The 18,449-nt window shown below is 45.7% G+C and carries 13 protein-coding genes; 7 read left to right on the forward strand and 6 right to left on the reverse strand.

Going from position 1 to position 18,449, the window contains the following annotated elements; all coding sequences use genetic code 11:
• Positions 1-115 precede the first annotated feature (115 nt).
• Positions 116-1,219: an ABC transporter ATP-binding protein gene (locus MC7420_RS02455; protein WP_006098588.1), complete on the reverse strand. Its 1,104-nt coding sequence runs from the start codon at positions 1,217-1,219 to the stop codon at positions 116-118.
• A gap of 369 nt (positions 1,220-1,588) precedes the next feature.
• Here MC7420_RS02455 and MC7420_RS02460 point away from each other — a divergent pair, with 369 nt between their 5' ends.
• The gene (locus MC7420_RS02460) at positions 1,589-1,963 is read left to right on the forward strand and encodes a DUF433 domain-containing protein (protein ID WP_044204615.1); all 375 of its coding nucleotides are present in this window, start codon (positions 1,589-1,591) and stop codon (positions 1,961-1,963) included.
• The gene (locus MC7420_RS02465) at positions 1,960-2,355 is read left to right on the forward strand and encodes a hypothetical protein (RefSeq protein WP_006098618.1); all 396 of its coding nucleotides are present in this window, start codon (positions 1,960-1,962) and stop codon (positions 2,353-2,355) included. Before MC7420_RS02460 ends, MC7420_RS02465 begins: the two co-directional genes overlap by 4 nt.
• Positions 2,356-2,460: 105 nt before the next feature.
• Here MC7420_RS02465 and MC7420_RS02470 read toward each other — a convergent pair whose 3' ends face one another.
• Positions 2,461-3,363, reverse strand: a complete 903-nt coding sequence (locus MC7420_RS02470; protein WP_006098711.1) for a carbohydrate ABC transporter permease — start codon at positions 3,361-3,363, stop codon at positions 2,461-2,463.
• Positions 3,360-4,337, reverse strand: a complete 978-nt coding sequence (locus MC7420_RS02475) for a carbohydrate ABC transporter permease (RefSeq protein ID WP_006098732.1) — start codon at positions 4,335-4,337, stop codon at positions 3,360-3,362. The genes MC7420_RS02470 and MC7420_RS02475 overlap by 4 nt, the downstream gene beginning before the upstream one ends.
• 200 nt (positions 4,338-4,537) lie before the next feature.
• Here MC7420_RS02475 and MC7420_RS02480 point away from each other — a divergent pair, with 200 nt between their 5' ends.
• On the forward strand, positions 4,538-4,855 hold the full coding sequence (locus MC7420_RS02480) for a hypothetical protein (RefSeq protein WP_006098503.1): 318 nt from the start codon (positions 4,538-4,540) through the stop codon (positions 4,853-4,855).
• Positions 4,856-4,866: 11 nt separating this feature from the next.
• Here MC7420_RS02480 and MC7420_RS02485 read toward each other — a convergent pair whose 3' ends face one another.
• Complete coding sequence (locus MC7420_RS02485) at positions 4,867-6,192, reverse strand: RNA-guided endonuclease InsQ/TnpB family protein (RefSeq protein ID WP_044204854.1); 1,326 nt, start codon at positions 6,190-6,192, stop codon at positions 4,867-4,869.
• A 76-nt stretch (positions 6,193-6,268) separates the two neighbouring features.
• On the opposite strand from MC7420_RS02485, the gene tnpA reads away from it, so the two are divergent.
• The 3 genes from tnpA (at position 6,269) to pyk (ending at position 10,475) form a co-directional block, all read left to right on the forward strand.
• Positions 6,269-6,673 (forward strand): IS200/IS605 family transposase, encoded by a 405-nt coding sequence (gene tnpA, locus MC7420_RS02490; protein WP_044204617.1) that lies wholly within the window; start codon positions 6,269-6,271, stop codon positions 6,671-6,673.
• A gap of 579 nt (positions 6,674-7,252) precedes the next feature.
• The gene (locus tag MC7420_RS02495; protein WP_006098381.1) at positions 7,253-8,533 is read left to right on the forward strand and encodes a M16 family metallopeptidase; all 1,281 of its coding nucleotides are present in this window, start codon (positions 7,253-7,255) and stop codon (positions 8,531-8,533) included.
• 508 nt (positions 8,534-9,041) lie between these two features.
• Entirely contained in the window at positions 9,042-10,475 is a 1,434-nt protein-coding gene (gene pyk, locus MC7420_RS02500) for a pyruvate kinase (RefSeq protein WP_006098478.1), read from the forward strand.
• Positions 10,476-10,587: 112 nt separating this feature from the next.
• Here the strand turns inward: pyk and MC7420_RS02505 are convergent, their stop codons facing one another.
• Entirely contained in the window at positions 10,588-10,992 is a 405-nt protein-coding gene (locus MC7420_RS02505; protein ID WP_006098644.1) for a DUF6335 family protein, read from the reverse strand.
• A 236-nt stretch (positions 10,993-11,228) separates the two neighbouring features.
• On the opposite strand from MC7420_RS02505, the gene MC7420_RS02510 reads away from it, so the two are divergent.
• The gene (locus MC7420_RS02510) at positions 11,229-12,323 is read left to right on the forward strand and encodes a DJ-1/PfpI/YhbO family deglycase/protease (protein WP_006098586.1); all 1,095 of its coding nucleotides are present in this window, start codon (positions 11,229-11,231) and stop codon (positions 12,321-12,323) included.
• 252 nt (positions 12,324-12,575) lie between these two features.
• Here the strand turns inward: MC7420_RS02510 and MC7420_RS34785 are convergent, their stop codons facing one another.
• Positions 12,576-18,380, reverse strand: coding sequence for a GAF domain-containing protein (locus MC7420_RS34785; RefSeq protein ID WP_052307413.1), 5,805 nt, complete (start codon positions 18,378-18,380; stop codon positions 12,576-12,578).
• Positions 18,381-18,449 lie beyond the last annotated feature (69 nt).

Here is an 18,449-nt window from a genome sequence, read left to right on the forward strand (position 1 = left end):
TGGTGGGCAATGCCCACCCTACGGTATATTAAGGGAACCGAAAATCAGGTAATCGTTTGTTACTGGTATGTTGGTGGGCAATGCCCACCCTACGGTATATCAAGGGAACCGAAAATCAGGTAATCGTTTGTTGGCTGTGCTTGTCAAACAGGTGAAACTGAGACCGATCAAACGCCACACTAATTGATTGTCCCACAGTCATGCGCGATCGCGGATCGACTCTGGCGATAAATTCGTGATTGCTTGGCGTTGTCAGATAGACAATGATTTCATTCCCCATCATCTCCGTAACGGATACTGTCGCTTTGATAGAAGCTGGACGAATATCTGGGGGAATATAGTCAGGATCATGAATATTTTCTGGGCGAATGCCAAAGATCACCTCTTCTCCTGAATAATGTTGATAGAATAGGGCTTTGTCTGGAGGTATATGGAGTTCAAATGAGTCAGTTTTTACATATAAATTATCCTCTTTACTGATTAGTTTAGCTTCAAAAAAATTCATCGCCGGGGAGCCAATAAACCCCGCGACAAAGACATTGTTTGGATAATTATACAGCTTTTCTGGGGTATCAATTTGCTGCAAAACGCCATGATTCATCACTGCAATCCGACTTCCCATGGTCATCGCTTCCACTTGATCATGGGTGACATAAATAAACGTAGTGCCTAATTCGTTATGCAATTTATTAATTTCTGCTCGCGCCTGTACCCGTAATTTCGCATCTAAATTGGATAAAGGTTCATCCATTAAAAAGACAGCCGGATTGCGAACAATAGCGCGACCCACCGCAACTCGCTGGCGTTGTCCTCCGGAGAGTTCTTTGGGTTTGCGGTATAGTAAATGGTCAATTCCTAATTGCTTGGCGGCACTTTCAACATGGGTTTTAATTTCGCCTTTACGCTTCCCTTGCAACTCTAAGCTAAATGCCATATTTTCATAGACAGACATGTGAGGATACAGGGCGTAAGATTGGAAAACCATGGCAATATCCCGGTCTTTGGGCGGAACATCATTGACTCGCTTATCGCCAATATAAATACTGCCTTGGCTGATATCCTCAAGTCCCGCCAGCATCCGCAGGGAGGTGGTTTTTCCGCAGCCAGAGGGACCGACAAAGACGAGAAATTCACCATCGTCAATGGTCAGGTTTAAATCATTGACTGCGATAAAATCAGCAAATTTTTTACTGACGTCTTCAAAAACAACACTAGCCATTTTAGGTACTGAATTGGTAATTTAGCAGTAGATACTCCCTTGTATGCTATTATAAAATATTAATGCTTGCTTGATAAAGTGTCTAGCTTTGCTAGTTAACATTTAGAACTTGTTCATTACCGATCGGTTAAAGGAAAATTACTGTTGATCTAAAACTCCACAAATGTTACTATTCAATAATGGCTCTCCAGTAATCAGGGTGATAAGTTTTCTCCCGCAACGAAGCATCTACCCAAACCAAATTCCCTTGAACAGGATGTACAGTGGTTTATACTAATTTCCGATATATCGCGGCTTCTACTATAGTAGCTATAGCTAACCCCATCATTTTCCTATACGATAGAGTCAGTTTTGCATAAGGTTACGGGTATGGCTTCAGGGGACAATCAGCAACCAAACATCATCCGTACAGAACGTGGATTAACTATTTCGGGTACACGCATCACACTCTACGACGTGATGGACTACCTGACGGCTCACTATCCACCAACGTTTATCCGTGCGCTGTTTGATCTTACAGATGAGCAAATTAACGCTGCCTTATCCTATATTGAGGCAAATCGCCCTGATGTTGAAGCCGAGTATCAAATTGTTCTGAAACAGGCTGAAGAAAATCGACAGTATTGGCAGGAGCGCAATCGTGAGCATGCTGCTCGTGTTGCCACAATGCCGCCAAAACCAGGGCGAGAAACTCTTTGGGTAAAACTCCAACAGCAGAAAGCTAGACATCAACTAGAAGCATGATTTTTCTAATTGATCACAATTTAGGGGGACATGCAGAAATCCTATTAGGTAATATTGCCAGTCAAGGCTGGTTGGAGTTACTTCCGATTCGTTTTGTTTGCTTCAAAGAAATAAATCTATCGATTGACAGCAACGATCAAGTGGTTTGGAGAACCGCTCAGGCAAATCAAATGATTTTGCTGACAGCTAATCGGAGCATGAAGGGTGAAAATTCACTGGAACAAGTTCTCAGGGAAGAAAACACAGTAAATTCATTGCCTGTGATGACGATTGGAGATGCTGATCGCTTTTTAGCCGATCGAGCCTATCGAAATCGTTGTGTTGACCGTATCCTTGAGATTTTACTTGATATCGAAAACTGGATGGGAGTAGGTCGCATATTTATTCCGTGATTTAGCTGAATCGATAAGAAGTAAATAGTCAGATGGATAGGGAAAATACTTGGTTATTTTGATAGTATAAAACCTGACATAAACAAATGACATAAACCAATGACATTACCCCTTAACCGAACCTGCCAAAATCCCCCGGACAAAATACCGTTGTAGGGCAAAAAAGACAATCAGAGGTACAATCATCGTGATAAATGCCCCGGCTGTCAGTAAATGCCACGCTTCGCCGCGAGATCCCACCAACGTGGTTAAGCGCATGGTTAAGGGGGCGACATCCGGTGTTCCGCCCAGATACACTAAGGCGACTAATAAATCATTCCATACCCATAAAAATTGAAACACGGCAAAGGAGGCGATCGCGGGTAGGGAAAGGGGTACAATTAAGCGTGTAAATGTGGTCAAATGTGACGCCCCATCCACCGCCGCCGCTTCGATTAAATCCTTGGGTAGGGAACCAATATAATTCCGGAGTAAATAAATCCCCAACGGCATCCCATACCCCGTATGGGCTAACCACACACCCAAAAACGAACCCGATAATCCCAAGTGATTATAGGATCGCAGTACCGGAATTAGCGTCATCTGTAAGGGAACAACCAGCAACGCCACCACTAAAATAAATAACAACTGACGCCCTGGAAACTCCATCCAAGAAAATGCATAAGCCGCAAACGTGGCAATCGCAATGGGAATAACAGTGGCGGGAATGGCAATGGTAAAGCTATTTAGAAATGCTTGTCCCATTCCTTCCGCCGTCAAAACATCGATATAATTTCCTAACTGATATTGGGTGAAATCAAAGGGATGTTGAAACACCATCCACCAGCCACTTTCTAACAAATCATCCTTGGGGCGTAGGGAACTGATCAATAAGCCAACGGTGGGTAAAGTCCAAATTAAGGAAATGACGATGATACTCAGGTGAACCGGAAGGCTATTAAAGGCATTTTGTAACTGATGAGACAGATGTTTCACAGAATTCGATTTAGGGCGACGTTTAGATTTCATCGGCTTGTTTCTTGCTGACGGAAGCGGCGGATATTCACGACCATGATTGGTACAATTGCTAGTAATAAGATAACCGCGATCGCACTCCCCCTGCCATAGTCGCGATAGTTAAACATTTCTTTAATCATCCGTGAGGCAATTACTTCTGTACCTTGATTCCCCGCCGTCATCACAAAGACAATATCAAACACCTTAAGCACCATGATCACCACCGTTGTTGTCACCACCGCTAAGGTGGAACGAATCATCGGGATGGTAATCCGCCAGAAAATTTGCACCTCACTCGCGCCATCCATGCGGGCGGCTTCGATAATATCTTTGGGAATCCCTTTAACGGCGGCGGAAAGCAACACCAGACAGAAACCCGTTTGCAACCATATCATAATCGCAATCAGGGCAAAATTGTTAATCGAACGTTCCACTAACCAGCCCACGGGTTCAAATCCCAGGCTGGTGATGATACCATTAAGCAAACCAATTTGCGCTGCTCCGGCTGGACGAAAGGCATAAACAAACCGCCAAATCACACTCGCACCGACAAAGGAAATTGCCATGGGTAGAAAGATTAGCGACTTGGCGAGGGGTTCATAGCGTACCTTATCCATGAGTACCGCCAGAATCAAGCCAAACCCAACACTAAACCCAGTTACCAGAACCAGCCACAACAAATTATTGCGAAACGCCACCAGCATCGCCTCACTGGTAAACGCAAACTGATAATTCTCCCAGCCGACAAAATTTTGCGATCGCCGATCCAGAAAACTGATGTAAATTGTATTCAACGTCGGTAGAATCAAGTATGCCGTCAGCACCAGCAGGGCGGGAGCGAGATAAATCCAAGGTAGAATTCGCGATCGCCATTTATGAGGTAAGGTGTTGGCTAGGTAATTCATGGCATAAAATACGCCAAGTACACCGCCACAGCCAATAATTACGGCGATAATTACACTGAGAATTTTACTAAAAACTGACATAAGAATTTACTTTGACTGGAGGAAACCGATATCAATCCATTCTGTTGTCATCATCTATGATAATCGGTCTCTCCTATCTGTCTCGTTTCCTTGTAGAGACGTAGCATGCTACGTCTGGAACTAAGGCAGGGAGTGTCAATTCGGCGGGTTTACGTCTTGTAAAATAGTTGTATTCTCGCTACCCTCTAAGAATTAAACCGATGACTCGCACCCGATCCGTTCGTCCTCGTCGTCAAGGCAGACTATTTCCGGAATATACGATACCCCCAGAGGAGTTAGCCAGACGGGAAGCAGAAAAAAATGCCCGGATAAAGCGCTATCGAGAGATTTTCGCTCAAGTCAGCCCTCAACTCATCCAAGATCATTACAACTGGTTTATGATTATTGAGCCAAACAGTGGGGATTATTTTATTGATCCGGATGAAGACGTAGCGATGCAAAAAGCGCGTCAAAAATACCCAAGCGGTATGGTGGGAATCATGCGCCTTAACGAAACCGGAACTTGTGGCAAGATTTGACACTCCCCGGTCTAAAGACACGGGGATTCTGCCGACAGAGCAGGTTGTGGAAGTTGCCACAACCTAACTCTCGCTACGGTCGCCAAGCACCGTCTACTCAGTCGGTTTAGGTCAATACCTAACTTTCTGGCTACTTTTCTTAAAATATTAGCGCTGCCGTTTAAATCAGCATTTACAATTGCGCCATTTCCACTACGGTACAAGCCACGCTTTACTCGTCTTCCTGATGCTTTCCACCCGTCTGGTTTTTCACCAAACTTAGGTAGGGAGTCTCCATCAAGATAACTAGCTTTACTGGTATACGCCTCTTCGGTGACTTCTAAGTGAATGCCATAAACTTCACACAATTGCTGCAATCGATCTTTTAGTTTACCCAATGGTATTTGAACAAATTTTTGGTTGTTCAGTCTACCCATATTGGCATTATCTTTGAACCCCTCATTCCATCCTAGAACAATCGTACTTATGCCATATTTTAAGCAGTGATTGATAATCAACCGAGCTGCCTTGTTAATGCCATCCCTAATCCGGTGATTGCGTTTACGGGTCACTCGGTCAAGAAAGGTATCCCAGTACCCTTGTGGTTTTCCTTCTTTCCTGGTCGAAACCTGCTTATTCCAGTATTGATTAAATGCTTTCATGGCACGGGCATCAATTAGAAAAGAGTTGCCCAGAGTATCAACACAAGCAGCTAGATTGTCGGCTGTACCTAAATCAATTGCTAATGCTTGGTCGTCAATCCCCACGAATGTCTCCTGTTTGGGAATTTCGTAGGAAGCCTCCAGGTAAAAAACACCATTTTTAGGCAAAATAGTCCATTCCTTAACCTTAGCCATATCAAGGTGGCTTGGAGCAGGTAGCCTGAAGCTATCAATTCCGAACCAACGCTTAACGGTTAAACCCAGTGAGAACTGAAGTTGACCATCAACTAGCTTAGGCTTCTGTCCTCCTGAATTGGGATAAGCTACCTTGAACAGTCTTGACCCTTTTAAATAATTAGGTGGCTTGGGCTTATTTGGTAATTGCCCTTTGAACCAAGCTTGACGCAACCTTTTATAGGATTTGAACGCTTCAGCGACACTTAATAGTGTTTGCTGTGCTGGTGTTGAGGGTAGGGACTGAGCAATTTTACTCTTGCCCACGCTTTGCTCATAAATCAAGTCAAACTTTCCCGTCAAGAGCTTGCTGGTCTTGAAAAAAGTCTGACGGGCAAAGTACACGCCCATGTTATAGAGCTTTCCTGACTGCTCACATAGATATTCTAGGACGGCTTTTGCTTCTTTGTCGGGATGCAGCAACATCTGTTGTACTCCTCTAGGCTTCTTGCTTTTAGCCATCGCTTTCATGAGTGAGTGTTGTTGTTTTCCTATTGTAATCTACAATTAAAACAACAGGCAACCCGGAAAAACGCAAATGCGAAAAAATTCATACGAGTATAGGCACTACAACCACGCTATTGGATTGTGTGTTGTTCACTTGGTCTGGATACCTAAGCGTCGCAAAAAAGTGCTAGTGGGAAAGATTCGTGACAGAATATTTGAGATATTCAGTGAATTAGCCACAGAAAAGGGTTGGCACATTAGAGCGCTTGAAGTTGCACCAGACCACATTCACCTGTTTGTTGAAATTCATCCGACAGACGCAATTTACCAGGTAGCAAAAGCCTTCAAAGGACGGAGTGCAAACTACCTTAGAAAGGAGTTTCCTGAACTCAAGAAACTTCCCTCTTTGTGGACAAATAGCTATTTTTTTTCAACGGCAGGCAATGTCAGTGCAGCAACAATCCAGAGATACATTAACGACCCTCATCACGGTTAAAACCTATATGCGGTTAAAACCGCTAGCGTGCGTTCCTCCCCGGTCTAAAGACAAGAAAATGAAGCACATATAGCGCTACGAGGTACGGAAAGGACATCAGTTGATTTCAAGAGGGAACAGGGAACAGATAAAAATGTCCTAACCTGTCTTGGTACTGCTATAAGAGCGCTTGTAGGGGCGGGTTTAGCCTTTAAATTTGGACATCACCGATACTATTAATTGCAAAACCCGCCCTTCTCGGCAGTCTTTTCAAAGAAATAAAATAGAGATAAAAAGCGATTGAGGTAAGGAGTATAGTAATTGAAAATCGATAAAAATTAATACCAAATCCGGATTAGCTACCCCCGTTATAACCCAGTCCGCGCAGGCGGACTTTGTTTGTGTAGCAGCGATTTCAATCGCCTCCTCTTGCTAACCGGGAGCCATACATCAGTTCATTGTAAGTAGGGTATAAGCTTAGGAAATAAATCGCCAGTTCTATCAAATCGGGAAGCATCAGTTGTATACAGGATGGAATCGGACAAACCCATTAAGATAGAGAGACATGGCACACCTGCAAAGTAAGCGAGTAATTGACTGATGACTTCAACTCTGCTCAAAACTCCACCTCTAAATGCCCCAACTATTGAGACATTACCCAATGGTCTAACCATTGTGGCAGAACAGATGCCTGTCGATGCGGTTAACCTGAATGTCTGGGTGAATGTGGGTTCCGCCGTTGAATCGGACCCGATTAACGGGATGGCGCATTTTCTCGAACACATGGTTTTTAAGGGAACACCGCGCTTGAACAGTGGCGAATTTGAGCGGCTGATTGAAGAACGTGGTGCGGTGACGAATGCAGCAACCAGTCACGATTACACGCATTATTACATCACCACAGCCCCCAAAGATTTTGCCCAACTCGCACCTTTACAACTGGATGTGGTGTTAAATGCCCTGATTCCTGATGACGCCTTTGAACGGGAACGGTTAGTCGTGTTAGAAGAAATTCGGCGTTCGGAAGATAGTCCCCGTCGCCGCACCTTTCGGCGGGCGTTAGAAACCAGCTTTGACTATCTCCCCTACCGTCGCCCGGTACTTGGACCGACTTCTGTGATTGAAAGCTTAACCGCTCAGCAGATGCGGGATTTTCATAACACCTGGTATCAACCCAAGACGATGACAGCCGTAGCCGTGGGCAATTTACCCGTGGACGAGTTGATTGAAACGGTAGCGCAGGGATTTGCTCAAGCTGGGGTTAAGCATGACTCGGACTATACCTCCCGTCTCACCTATAAGCCAGAATCACCGTTTACCGATATTGTGCGCCGAGAATATGTCGATTCGACATTACAGCAGGCGCGATTGGTCATGGTTTGGCGAGTACCGGGATTAAAACAGTTGGAGAGTACCTATCCATTAGATGTTTTAGCCGCTATCTTAGGACAGGGGCGGATGTCGCGGTTGGTGCGAGATTTGCGCGAAGACCGTAAACTGGTGACTCATATTGGGGTGAGTAATATGACTCAGCAGCTACAGGGGATATTTTATATTTCCGCCCAACTTCCGACAGAGAACTTAGACATTGTGGAAGCGGCGATTGGGGAACATATTCGTCAGCTACAAACCGAATGTGTCGCAGCGACGGACATTGCCCGAATTCGTACCCAGGTGGCGAATCGCTTTACCTTTAGTAATGAGAAACCGAGCGATCGCACCAGTCTATATGGGTATTATCACTCCCAATTAGGTGATTTAACCCCAGCCCTAAATTATCCGGCTCGCATTCAAGCCGTCAATGCTCACGAAATTCAACAGGCTGCCCAGGATTATCTGGCAACGAATGCGTATGGGATTGTGACCATGAAACCAGCGTAAATAGACGGGACGAGTTGACGCTCCCGTCGCTAAAAGCGAGGGATTCTTGAGCTAATCACTGCCCTTTTGGGTTACCCCTACTAAGGTCTTACACGATTATGTCTGAACCGAGCTTACTAGAATATCACTTGTTATCTAGTACCCACTGGTGGTTCACTCTCCAAGCGTTATCGGATTTTCACCGACCGTTTCCGTGCGCCCCACGGTACGGGGATTACTCCCAAGTTTCTTTCTTATTCATTCAGCCTTGTTGAAGACTTACTGCGCTATGTTTTACTTGGTTTTCGCTACCCAACTTTTTTGCCACTTTTGCAGACTTTCCGGTGCTAGGGTGCCGCTTAAAAAGCCCTTCACTACCGCCCACCGAGGGGATTCAAACCATTTTGATGATTATAGCATCTCTGGCAATTCATCCCATCACGCTCAAGTGAGGGTCTTCTTGCCGAATTAGATAAATAATAGGGCACTGCATTGCCGTGCCCCTACCACAATTTAGAGATAATTGATAATGAAACCTCTAAGTAATCGCACTAAAATCGTTGCCACTATTGGTCCGGCGAGTAATTCACCAGACGTTCTCAAGCAAATGGTGCAAGCAGGAATGAATGTAGCACGGTTAAACTTCTCCCATGGTAGCTACGATGACCATGCTCACACCATTTCTTTGCTACGTTCTATTGAAGAGGAATTAGATACACCGATTACGTTACTCCAAGACCTACAAGGACCGAAAATTCGAGTCGGGAAACTGCCCGATGCAGGACTTAACTTGGTTCAAGGAGAATCCATTTCCTTAGTTCCCGTTTCTGAATTCAATCATCAACCGAAAACCGTTGCTATCGACTATCCCCACCTGGCTCAAGAAGCAGAACCTGGAGTGCAGATTCTCCTGGATGATGGACTTTTAGAACTGCGGGTTGAGGACATTGAGGGCAATACCGTTAAATGTCAAGTTGTCGAAGGGGGGATACTCAAAAGCCGTAAAGGGGTTAACCTGCCCGGATTGAGCCTAAATCGCCTACCCTCAATGACTGACAAAGACAAACAAGATTTAGAATTTGGCATTGCTCAAGGGGTTGACTGGGTGTCCTTAAGCTTTGTGCGTTCTGCGGAAGATATTCGTACTCTCAAAGGATTTCTCCAGCAACACAATGCCTCATCCCTACCTGTGATTGCCAAAATCGAAAAACCTCAGGCGATCGCGAACTTAGAAGCCATTATCAATGAGAGCGATGGGATCATGGTAGCACGGGGCGATTTGGGTGTAGAAATGAGTCCGGAAAAAGTGCCGTTTCTGCAAAAGAAAATTATTCGGATTTGTAACCAAAAGGGGATTCCGGTAATCACAGCCACCCAAATGCTCGATAGTATGATTAATAATCCCCGTCCAACTCGTGCTGAAGCCAGTGATGTGGCGAATGCAATTATCGATGGCACCGATGCGGTGATGCTGTCTGGGGAGTCAGCCGTGGGTAAATATCCCCTGAAAGCGGTGACGATGCTAGCCCGTATTGCCACGGATGTGGAACCAGAAATTAAGTTTGTTAACTATCCCCCAGCCGCAACCAATGAAGCCAATGCCCTAAGTGAAGCGCTCAACACGATTGATAAAATTCTGGATTTGCGCTGTATTGCGGCTTTCACCAGTACCGGTCACACCGCCAAACTAGCCGCCGCCGAGCGTCCAGGAGTCCCTGTTATTTCTCTGACTCCTAATCGGAAAGTTTACCACAATTTGAATTTGGTTTGGGGGGTAAAACCATTGTTACTCGAGCAAGAAGTTGAGTCCTTTGAAGAGTTAGTGAATCAAGCCCAAACTCAGTTACTCAAACGGAATTTAGTGGTAGAAGGAGATAAAATTTTAATTATCGCTGGGATTCCGGCAAAAGTCTCAGGCGGGACTAACTTGCTCAAGATTCATACGATTAGCGCCGAATCCTAAATCCGAGTCCACACGCCCGTTTTGATAGCGACAAGGCAGAGGGCAGAAGAATAACCAATGACCAATGATCAAAGACAATCCCCGCCGTTAACTTTAATTGTCCCCACCTATCTTAGTTTCTGTGTTCTTGATAATCTTCAGAGGACTTGGGATCTAACTCCCAACGCTGCTCATCCCGTCGTTCTAGCTTATTGGTGACTTGCACCGGTTCTTTTTGAGCGCCTTCGACACCAACGGCTCGCTCCATCTCTTGGGTCACATTTTGATCGGGCGTCGGTGTTAAACCGCCAACGGCTTCCTCACCGACGACTTTTGCCTGGTAGCGGTTGGCATCAACATCGCTCGTGGTGGGTTCACCGCTTGCCATACGGGTTCTTGATTCTTCAATCAGCCTACCATCAGCCGTGTCGCGATCGCTCAGTCCCTCATACGTCAGTTCTATTTCGTTGGTTTCCTTACGTGTGTGTGATTCTGATAGGGGGTTGGACTGAGATTTGTTAATGTTTTCAGGTTCCATATTGTCTTGTATATGACTATCCGCATTCACAGCTTAGCCTTTCGCAGGCAGATCAGTTTATTACCCCAGAGCGAATCCTAATTTATTTCTTTTGAGGGATGACATCTCTGTGAGTCATTCCTAAGCTGAAAATGCTTATCAATACTACCTGTTTAGCCCGTATAATTTTCGTGGCTGAAAGAATACCCCAGAAAAATTCTACCTTCGATCAAGTAATAAAGTCGTTAACAATTCCAATGATGATAACCGATAATACGCCCAAAAAAGTTGCCATTCTGATCGACCAGAAGTTTGAAGATGCCGAATTTAAAATTCCTTATCAAGCGCTGCAACAAGCGGGGGCGCAGGTTGTGGTTCTGGGTTCGCGCATGAATGACACCTATCAGGGGAAACAAGGCAAAGTTTCGATTAAACCTGATGGTACCGTAACCGAAACCCGTCCAGACACCTTCGATGCTGTGATTATTCCCGGCGGAATGGCACCGGATACGATGCGAAATAACCCCAATGCCGTGCAATTTGTGCAAAAGGCAATGGAGTTGAATAAACTCGTCGCGGCGGTTTGTCATGGTCCCCAAGTGTTAATTGAAGGGGATTTACTTCAGGGCAAAAATGCCACCGGATTTCTCTCGATTCGTAAGGATATGACCAACGCGGGGGCTAACTATGTGGATGAACCCTTAGTCGTGGATGGGAATCTGATTACCTCTCGTCAACCTGGTGATTTGGCAATATTTACCACGGCAATTCTCACCCGCTTAGGTTTAGGAATTCCGGATCAAGCCTTACCCGATGAAACGGATATGACGGCTCAATGGTGGCAATTGGCAGAAGCTTGGGGGGGGAGTAGCAAGCTTGATATTGTGAATGGATTGAATACTGCCTTAGCCGGGGAACGATATGGGCGAAAAGCCTTTGAGTATTATGCCCAAAAAGCCTCTGATTTAGAGTTGCGATCGCTACTGCAAGAAATCATCGAAAATAAGCAGCATCACATTATCATGCTGGAGAATCGCTTAAGAGATTTGCAGGCGTTTGAATCGATTCCGGAAGTGGCGACAGATGCCTACGCCGCCTTACAAAATTGGCTGCAACCCAGCGATAGTTTATCAATTTTACGCCATGCATTGGGTGACATTCAAACGGGTGTTGTCGATGCCTATAATCTGCGAAAACAATTCACCGATCCCACCTCAACGGTGCTGTTTACTCAGATTGAAGAGGAGTTGGCAGACTATGAGCAGCGTTTAGCCAGCCTGTATCACAATCGTCTGGGAGAACAAGAGGCTACGCCTGCTGAACCCACTACCTTGGCGGCTGTTGGCGGTTAAGAATTGATGAGTTGAGTGGGTTAGCCGAAATACGCTAACCCGCTCAACTCTTTCTTGTCTCCCTTGTCTGAAAAAATGGATTGACTAAAAATAATCATACGTTACTTTTTGTAAGGTTTCTAACCATGGAGAGAAAGTTTCTGATCAATTTTATTTGAAAAAAAATATTCTATATATCTTTGAATGCCACTTGGTATAACAAAGGTTATCATCTATAGCTACACTAAAATCCCTCAACCCGCCCCTACACAATCAACACTTTTCCTTCAATTGCTGACGTTTGCTTTGTAACGCCACCTTTACCTGTTCATATTCCTGATCGATTTGTGTCAATAGACGACTCGTTAACGTCAGTGGATTATCGGTTTCATCTTCAATGTCTATGGTTTCTAAATGCTTACAAAGTTCAGAAAGGTTAATTGCACCAACCGTACCACTGGTAGATTTGAGACTGTGAGCCGCCTGTTGACAAGTGGTTAGCGTCTCAGGTGACAATGTATTTGTTTTCTGTGAATCCAGTGCTTGGTTCATCACCCCCAACAACTGAGCGCCTTCATCCAAAAAGCTATCAATCACTTGGATTAAGACTTGATCATCTTTGACCATATCGCACAGTTGTTGAAAAGCGTGGTCATCAATCACATCATGTCCGTCTAAACCGTTATTATTTCCTTGTACCTTGCTCCCTTGCTTCTTTGCTTGGAGCCTCTGCTCTCTGGCTTCTGCCTTCTGGAAACTCCGAGTTTCTTGTACCTTTTTCGGCACTCCCTGCAACGATCGCACCAGTTCCTCAACCCGAATCGGCTTGCTGATATAATCATCCATACCAGCTTGTAAACAGGTTTCGCGATCGCCTCGCATGGCATTAGCCGTCATCGCGATGATATGAGGACGGTTTTCAGCGGACCACTCCTGGCAGATGCGCTGAGTTGCTTTCAAACCATCCATTTCCGGCATTTGCACATCCATTAATACCACATCATAAGACTGACGGTGCAATGCTTCGAGGACTTCTAAGCCATTGGCGGCTACATCCGCCCGATACCCCATGCGCCCCAGAATATGCAATCCCACTTGTTGGTTAACCACATTATCCTCCGCCAACAAAATCCGCAACGGTATATTTGCACCCATATACGGATCAATCGTCGGTGAAATCTCACAGGTTGACCGCACTTTCACAGGTTGACCGACTAATACATCCATCAGCACATTGTAGAGTTGAGACTGCTTAATCGGCTTAGTCAGAAACGCCGCAAACTTGGCTTCATCCAGTTGACCACTGTTTTCTGGCTTGCCGATTGAGGTTAACATAACCAAGGGAATCTCTTGACCATCTGGCTGTCGGCGTATCTGTGAGGCGAGATTAACCCCATCCATTCCCGGCATGTGCATATCCAGAATCGCTAAGTCAAATGTCTCACCTTGCTGTAGCCAGTCTAATGCCTGCTCCCCCGACTCAGCCGCACGGGTCAGCACCCCCCAGGATTGACCTTGTAGAGTTAAAATGCGGCGATTAGTGGCATTATCATCCACAATTAACATCCGCTTGCCTTCAAGCTGAGGTTGCCGGAGATCCAAATTACTGAGATTATCAATGTGACAGACTGGGGCAACAATCGTGAAGTAAAAGATTGAACCCTTCCCTACTTCACTTTCTACCCAAATTCTACCCCCCATCATTTCACTTAATCGCTTGGATATGACCAACCCTAATCCTGTACCCCCATAGTGGCGACTGGTGGAGGAATCGACTTGACTAAAGGCTTTAAATAACCGATCTAAGCGATCTGGAGGAATGCCAATCCCTGTATCTTTAACGGCAAACAAAATTTCATATTGTTGTTCTTTATTCGTCCTATGAGAAAGTTGCTCTAATGACTGGGGACTTACCCGCTTAGAGGAAACCGAAACCGTCACTTCTCCCTGATGGGTAAACTTGAGGGCATTACTGAGTAAATTAACCAGAATTTGCCGTAGTCGGGTAATATCGCCGCGAATCGTGTTGGGGGTGTGAGGATCAAACAGATACGCCAGTTCTATTGCCTTTTCTGCGGCTTTTGGCGTTAGCAGATCCAGAGATTCTTCAATACAGGTTCGCAGATTAAACGGTTGTTCTTCCAACTCCAGTTTGCCGGACTCAATTTTGGAGAAGTCGAGGATATCATTAATAATCGTCAGCAGGGCTTCACCACTGTTGCGGATTGTTTCGGCAAATTCGGCTTGTTCATGACTCAGTTGGGTATCCAACAGCAGTCCCGTCATGCCAATTACCGCATTCATCGGCGTGCGAATTTCATGACTCATGGTTGCCAGAAAATCACTTTTGGCGCGGTTGGCGGCTTCGGCGATCTGTTTGGCTTTTTCCATCGCCACGTTTTGTTCGGCTAACTGTTGTCGTTGGTGCTTTTCTTGTTCCAGGAGTTGGGCTTGGGCAAGGGCAATTCCTACTTGATCGGCAACGGCTTCAAGTAATTCAATTTCATCATTACTCCATTGACGAAACTGATCGCACTGATGTAGACAAATCACCCCATTGGGTTTTTCCTTATAGGAGGTGCGAACGACTAACATGGATTTCAGGTTTACCTGGTCACACATTCCCGTGGCATTTTGTAACAAGGGATCGTCGTAAACATTGTTAGAGGCGATCGCGCGATCGGCGGCTAATACCTGTTGAATGTGCGGATTGTTAGCCACCGGAATCTTGACAGTGAGAATGGAGGAATAACCCGGTTCTAAATATTCAGCAACAAACGGGATTTGGGGGGCGGGTGAAGCAACATAGGTGTGAATTACACAACGGTTGACGCGAAAGGCTTGACCAATTTGAGTAGCCGTAGTTTGAAAAATTTGTTGGGCGTCTAAACTTTGGCGAATGTCTTGGGTGATTTGTTTGAGCAGTAATGAGCGCTGGAGTTGCTGTTGTAATGCGGTTTCTGCTTGTTGGCGTTCGCTTAAATCGGCTTGGGCTTGTTGATAGAGTTCCGATTGCTGTACCGCAATGGCGACTTGCGTGGCAAGTTGTACCAGCAACTCTGTCTCTTGAGGCTGCCAATGTCTCGGCTGATTACAGTGGTGGGCAATCAGTAAACCCCACAATTTTTGTCCCTGTATAATCGGTACGACTAAATTTGCCCTTACCTGTAAATTGGCAAGAAAGTTACGATAACAGGACTCCAGATTAGCCGTGTGGATATCCTCTAGGGTGTGAATATCACCCTTTTGGTAACGCACCGCTGACTTTTCACCAAAGCAGGGATCAAAAATCGTGCGTCCCAATACTGATAACTCTTTCACGGCGACAGACTCGACTTCGACTACGCCACTCCAGTCGGGATTGAAACGGTAAATTAACACCCGATCTGTTTGCAGGAAGTGCCGCACCTCCGTTACTGTCGTGTTCAGAATTTCGGTTAAGTGCAGCGATTGACGAATGCGACGGGCGATCGCACTAATTAATCGTTCTCGTTCGGCTTGCTGTCGGAGGGCGGTTTCCGCCTGTTTGCGTTCCACCAGTTCAGTGGATAACTGCTGATACAATTCAGACTGCTGAATCGCGATCGCGACTTGGGTGGCTAATTGCTGCAGCAGATCAATATCAACGGTTTGCCAATGGCGAGGATGATGACAATGGTGGGCAATCAGTAGCCCCCATAATTGGCTTCCCTGTAGAATTGGGACGACTAGGTTTGCCCTGACGTGAAGATCGGCTAAAAAGTCTCGATAACAGGTGGCAATATCTGCCGTGTGAGTATCTTCCAGGGTATTAATATAACCCTGTTGATACCGCACCGCCGACTTCTCGCCAAAGCAGGGATCATAAATGGTTTGTCCCAACATGGATAACGTTTCTGATTCCACTGACTCAACAGCCACCACACCACTCCAATCGGGATTGAAGCGATAAATTAACACCCGATCTGTTTGCAGGAAGTGCCGCACTTCAGTCACCGTGGTATGGAGAATATCCTCCAACTCCAACGACTGGTGAATCCGCAGCGCGATCGCTCGAATTAACCGTTCCCGTTCGGCTTGTTGCTGCGACGCGGTTTCCGAGTGCAAGCGTTCAGTCACATCTTGAATTAAGGCTAAGATATGAGTCTGATTCTCTGAGGTTTCAATTCTGGATGTGGAGATCGATAAAATACGGTGGCTGCCATCTGCCCGAACGATATCCCATTCCTCAGCGACTAAATCCTCCCCACGTTGCATTTGAGCAACTCGCTTAACGGCTTGGCTTCGTTGTTTCGGATCGGGATAGAATGTCTGATACCAGCCTCGACGGTTGATTTCATCAACGGTATAACCGGTAATCTCCACCATCTGCTGATTCCAAACTGTGAAGCGGATATAGGGATACGTCTCAATACTATGGCAGACACACACGCCTTCTCCCATCCGTTCGATCAGTTGGGTTTTAAAGGAATACTCGGCTTGTAGGGTTGCCTCGGCTTGTTTGCGATCGGTAATATCGGTATGAGTTCCCACCATGCGGATTACTCGATCGGCGGTATCTTTTTGGTGAATTGCCCGGGACAAAATATAAACAGTCGAGCCGTTTTTATGATGGAAGCGTTGGACGGCTTGGAAACGAGAGACTTTCCCACTGTTATAATCTTCAATCAGTTTTAACGCGGCAATCCGATCCTCCTCAAAAATCACCTTCTCCCAAGACGCCAATTCATTCGGCAATTCCCAATCGGCGTAACCCAACATTTCTTTCCATCGGGGAGAGAAATAAATGTCCCCAGTAATCATATTCCAGTCCCAAAATCCATCCTGGGAGGCGCGGAGGATTAATTCCAGCCGTTCTGTCGCGGTTTTGACAATATGGGCAACCTGAGGTGGCTCCATTGCATGATCGCCGGGAGTTTCCACTAATGAAGAGGAGGGAAGACAACGGGATGCTGAAGGGACTTCTGTCAACTCACTGAATTCCGTTTGCCAGTCTTTCCCGTTCAATGTGGGATTGCTGGCTATTGTCTGAATCAACTGCAAACGCTGATGGCTTGTTTCCACAGTCGTTTCCGCTTGGTTTAAGTCATTAAGGGTTTGCTGCAGTTGGTTGGCTTGTTGATTAATTGTTTGCTGTAATTGCTCAACTTGATTCAGCAGCGCCAGAGGATTCAGCGCTTTAATGATGTCCGTTGCGGTGAAAATGCCGAGAAGATTTTCCGGAGATTGGTAAACTAATTGAGGGGTTTGTCCGACTTGCCGCATCTGTTCAAGTCCCTGCTTTATGGAATCATCCGGATGGAGACTCAACAGCGGTTTTTTTATCACCATAGACACGGGTGTTTTTGACAAGTCAAGTCCGAATACAGAGAGCTGTAAACAGTGGATTAAATCCTGTTCTGTAATTAGTCCGACTGGTAAGGAATGGGCAGAAACTGAGGATAAGGGCGACGCGATCGCACTCTTTTTAAACCTTCTCCCATTGGTTTCATCCCCGATTACCGTTTCCTGAATCAATACAGCACAAGTTTCCTGAGTCTTAATCAACTGTTGTGCCACGTCCAGAATAGAAGTAGTCAACGAAACGTTTAGCCCAGGAGTCGTCATTGTCGCCGCCACCGATTGCGACTTAAGTAAATTTAGCTCAGGTAGCCCTTGACAAATGCTATTTTCTGTGATCAGCCCAATAAGTTTACCTGTCTTATCCAAAACCGGGAGATGATCAATCGAATAGCTCTCGAAAAGGGATAAAGCCGTAAACAAATGACAGGACTCAGAGAGGGTTAAAGTAACAGGCGATCGCATCATCACATCAGCCACCTGGGTGTCCTGAAAATTCACCCCAGCCAGCATTAGTTCAATCAGTTTTCGCGTTGTCACTATCCCGATCAACGCCGAGTTTTCGGTCACCAAGACGCAGCGATGTGAACGTTCGGGTTCTTTGGCAATTTGCCCAGACTGGTACGCCGACAAGGATTGTCCTTGATTTAACAGAGCGATCGCTTCAACTAGAGTTGCTTGAGCCTCAATCGTAAGGGGATGATAGTCAATAAAATGCTCTAAAGCAGGTAAGGTAATGGCGGTGATGTCAGGCTGCATAATAATTGGGTAGGGCGCAGGCTGTAGCTGGAACAAACTAACTCCAAGGCTGTAAAGTTTATGCTATAT

This window comes from Coleofasciculus chthonoplastes PCC 7420 (assembly GCF_000155555.1).
GTDB classification, from domain to species: domain Bacteria; phylum Cyanobacteriota; class Cyanobacteriia; order Cyanobacteriales; family Coleofasciculaceae; genus Coleofasciculus; species Coleofasciculus chthonoplastes_A.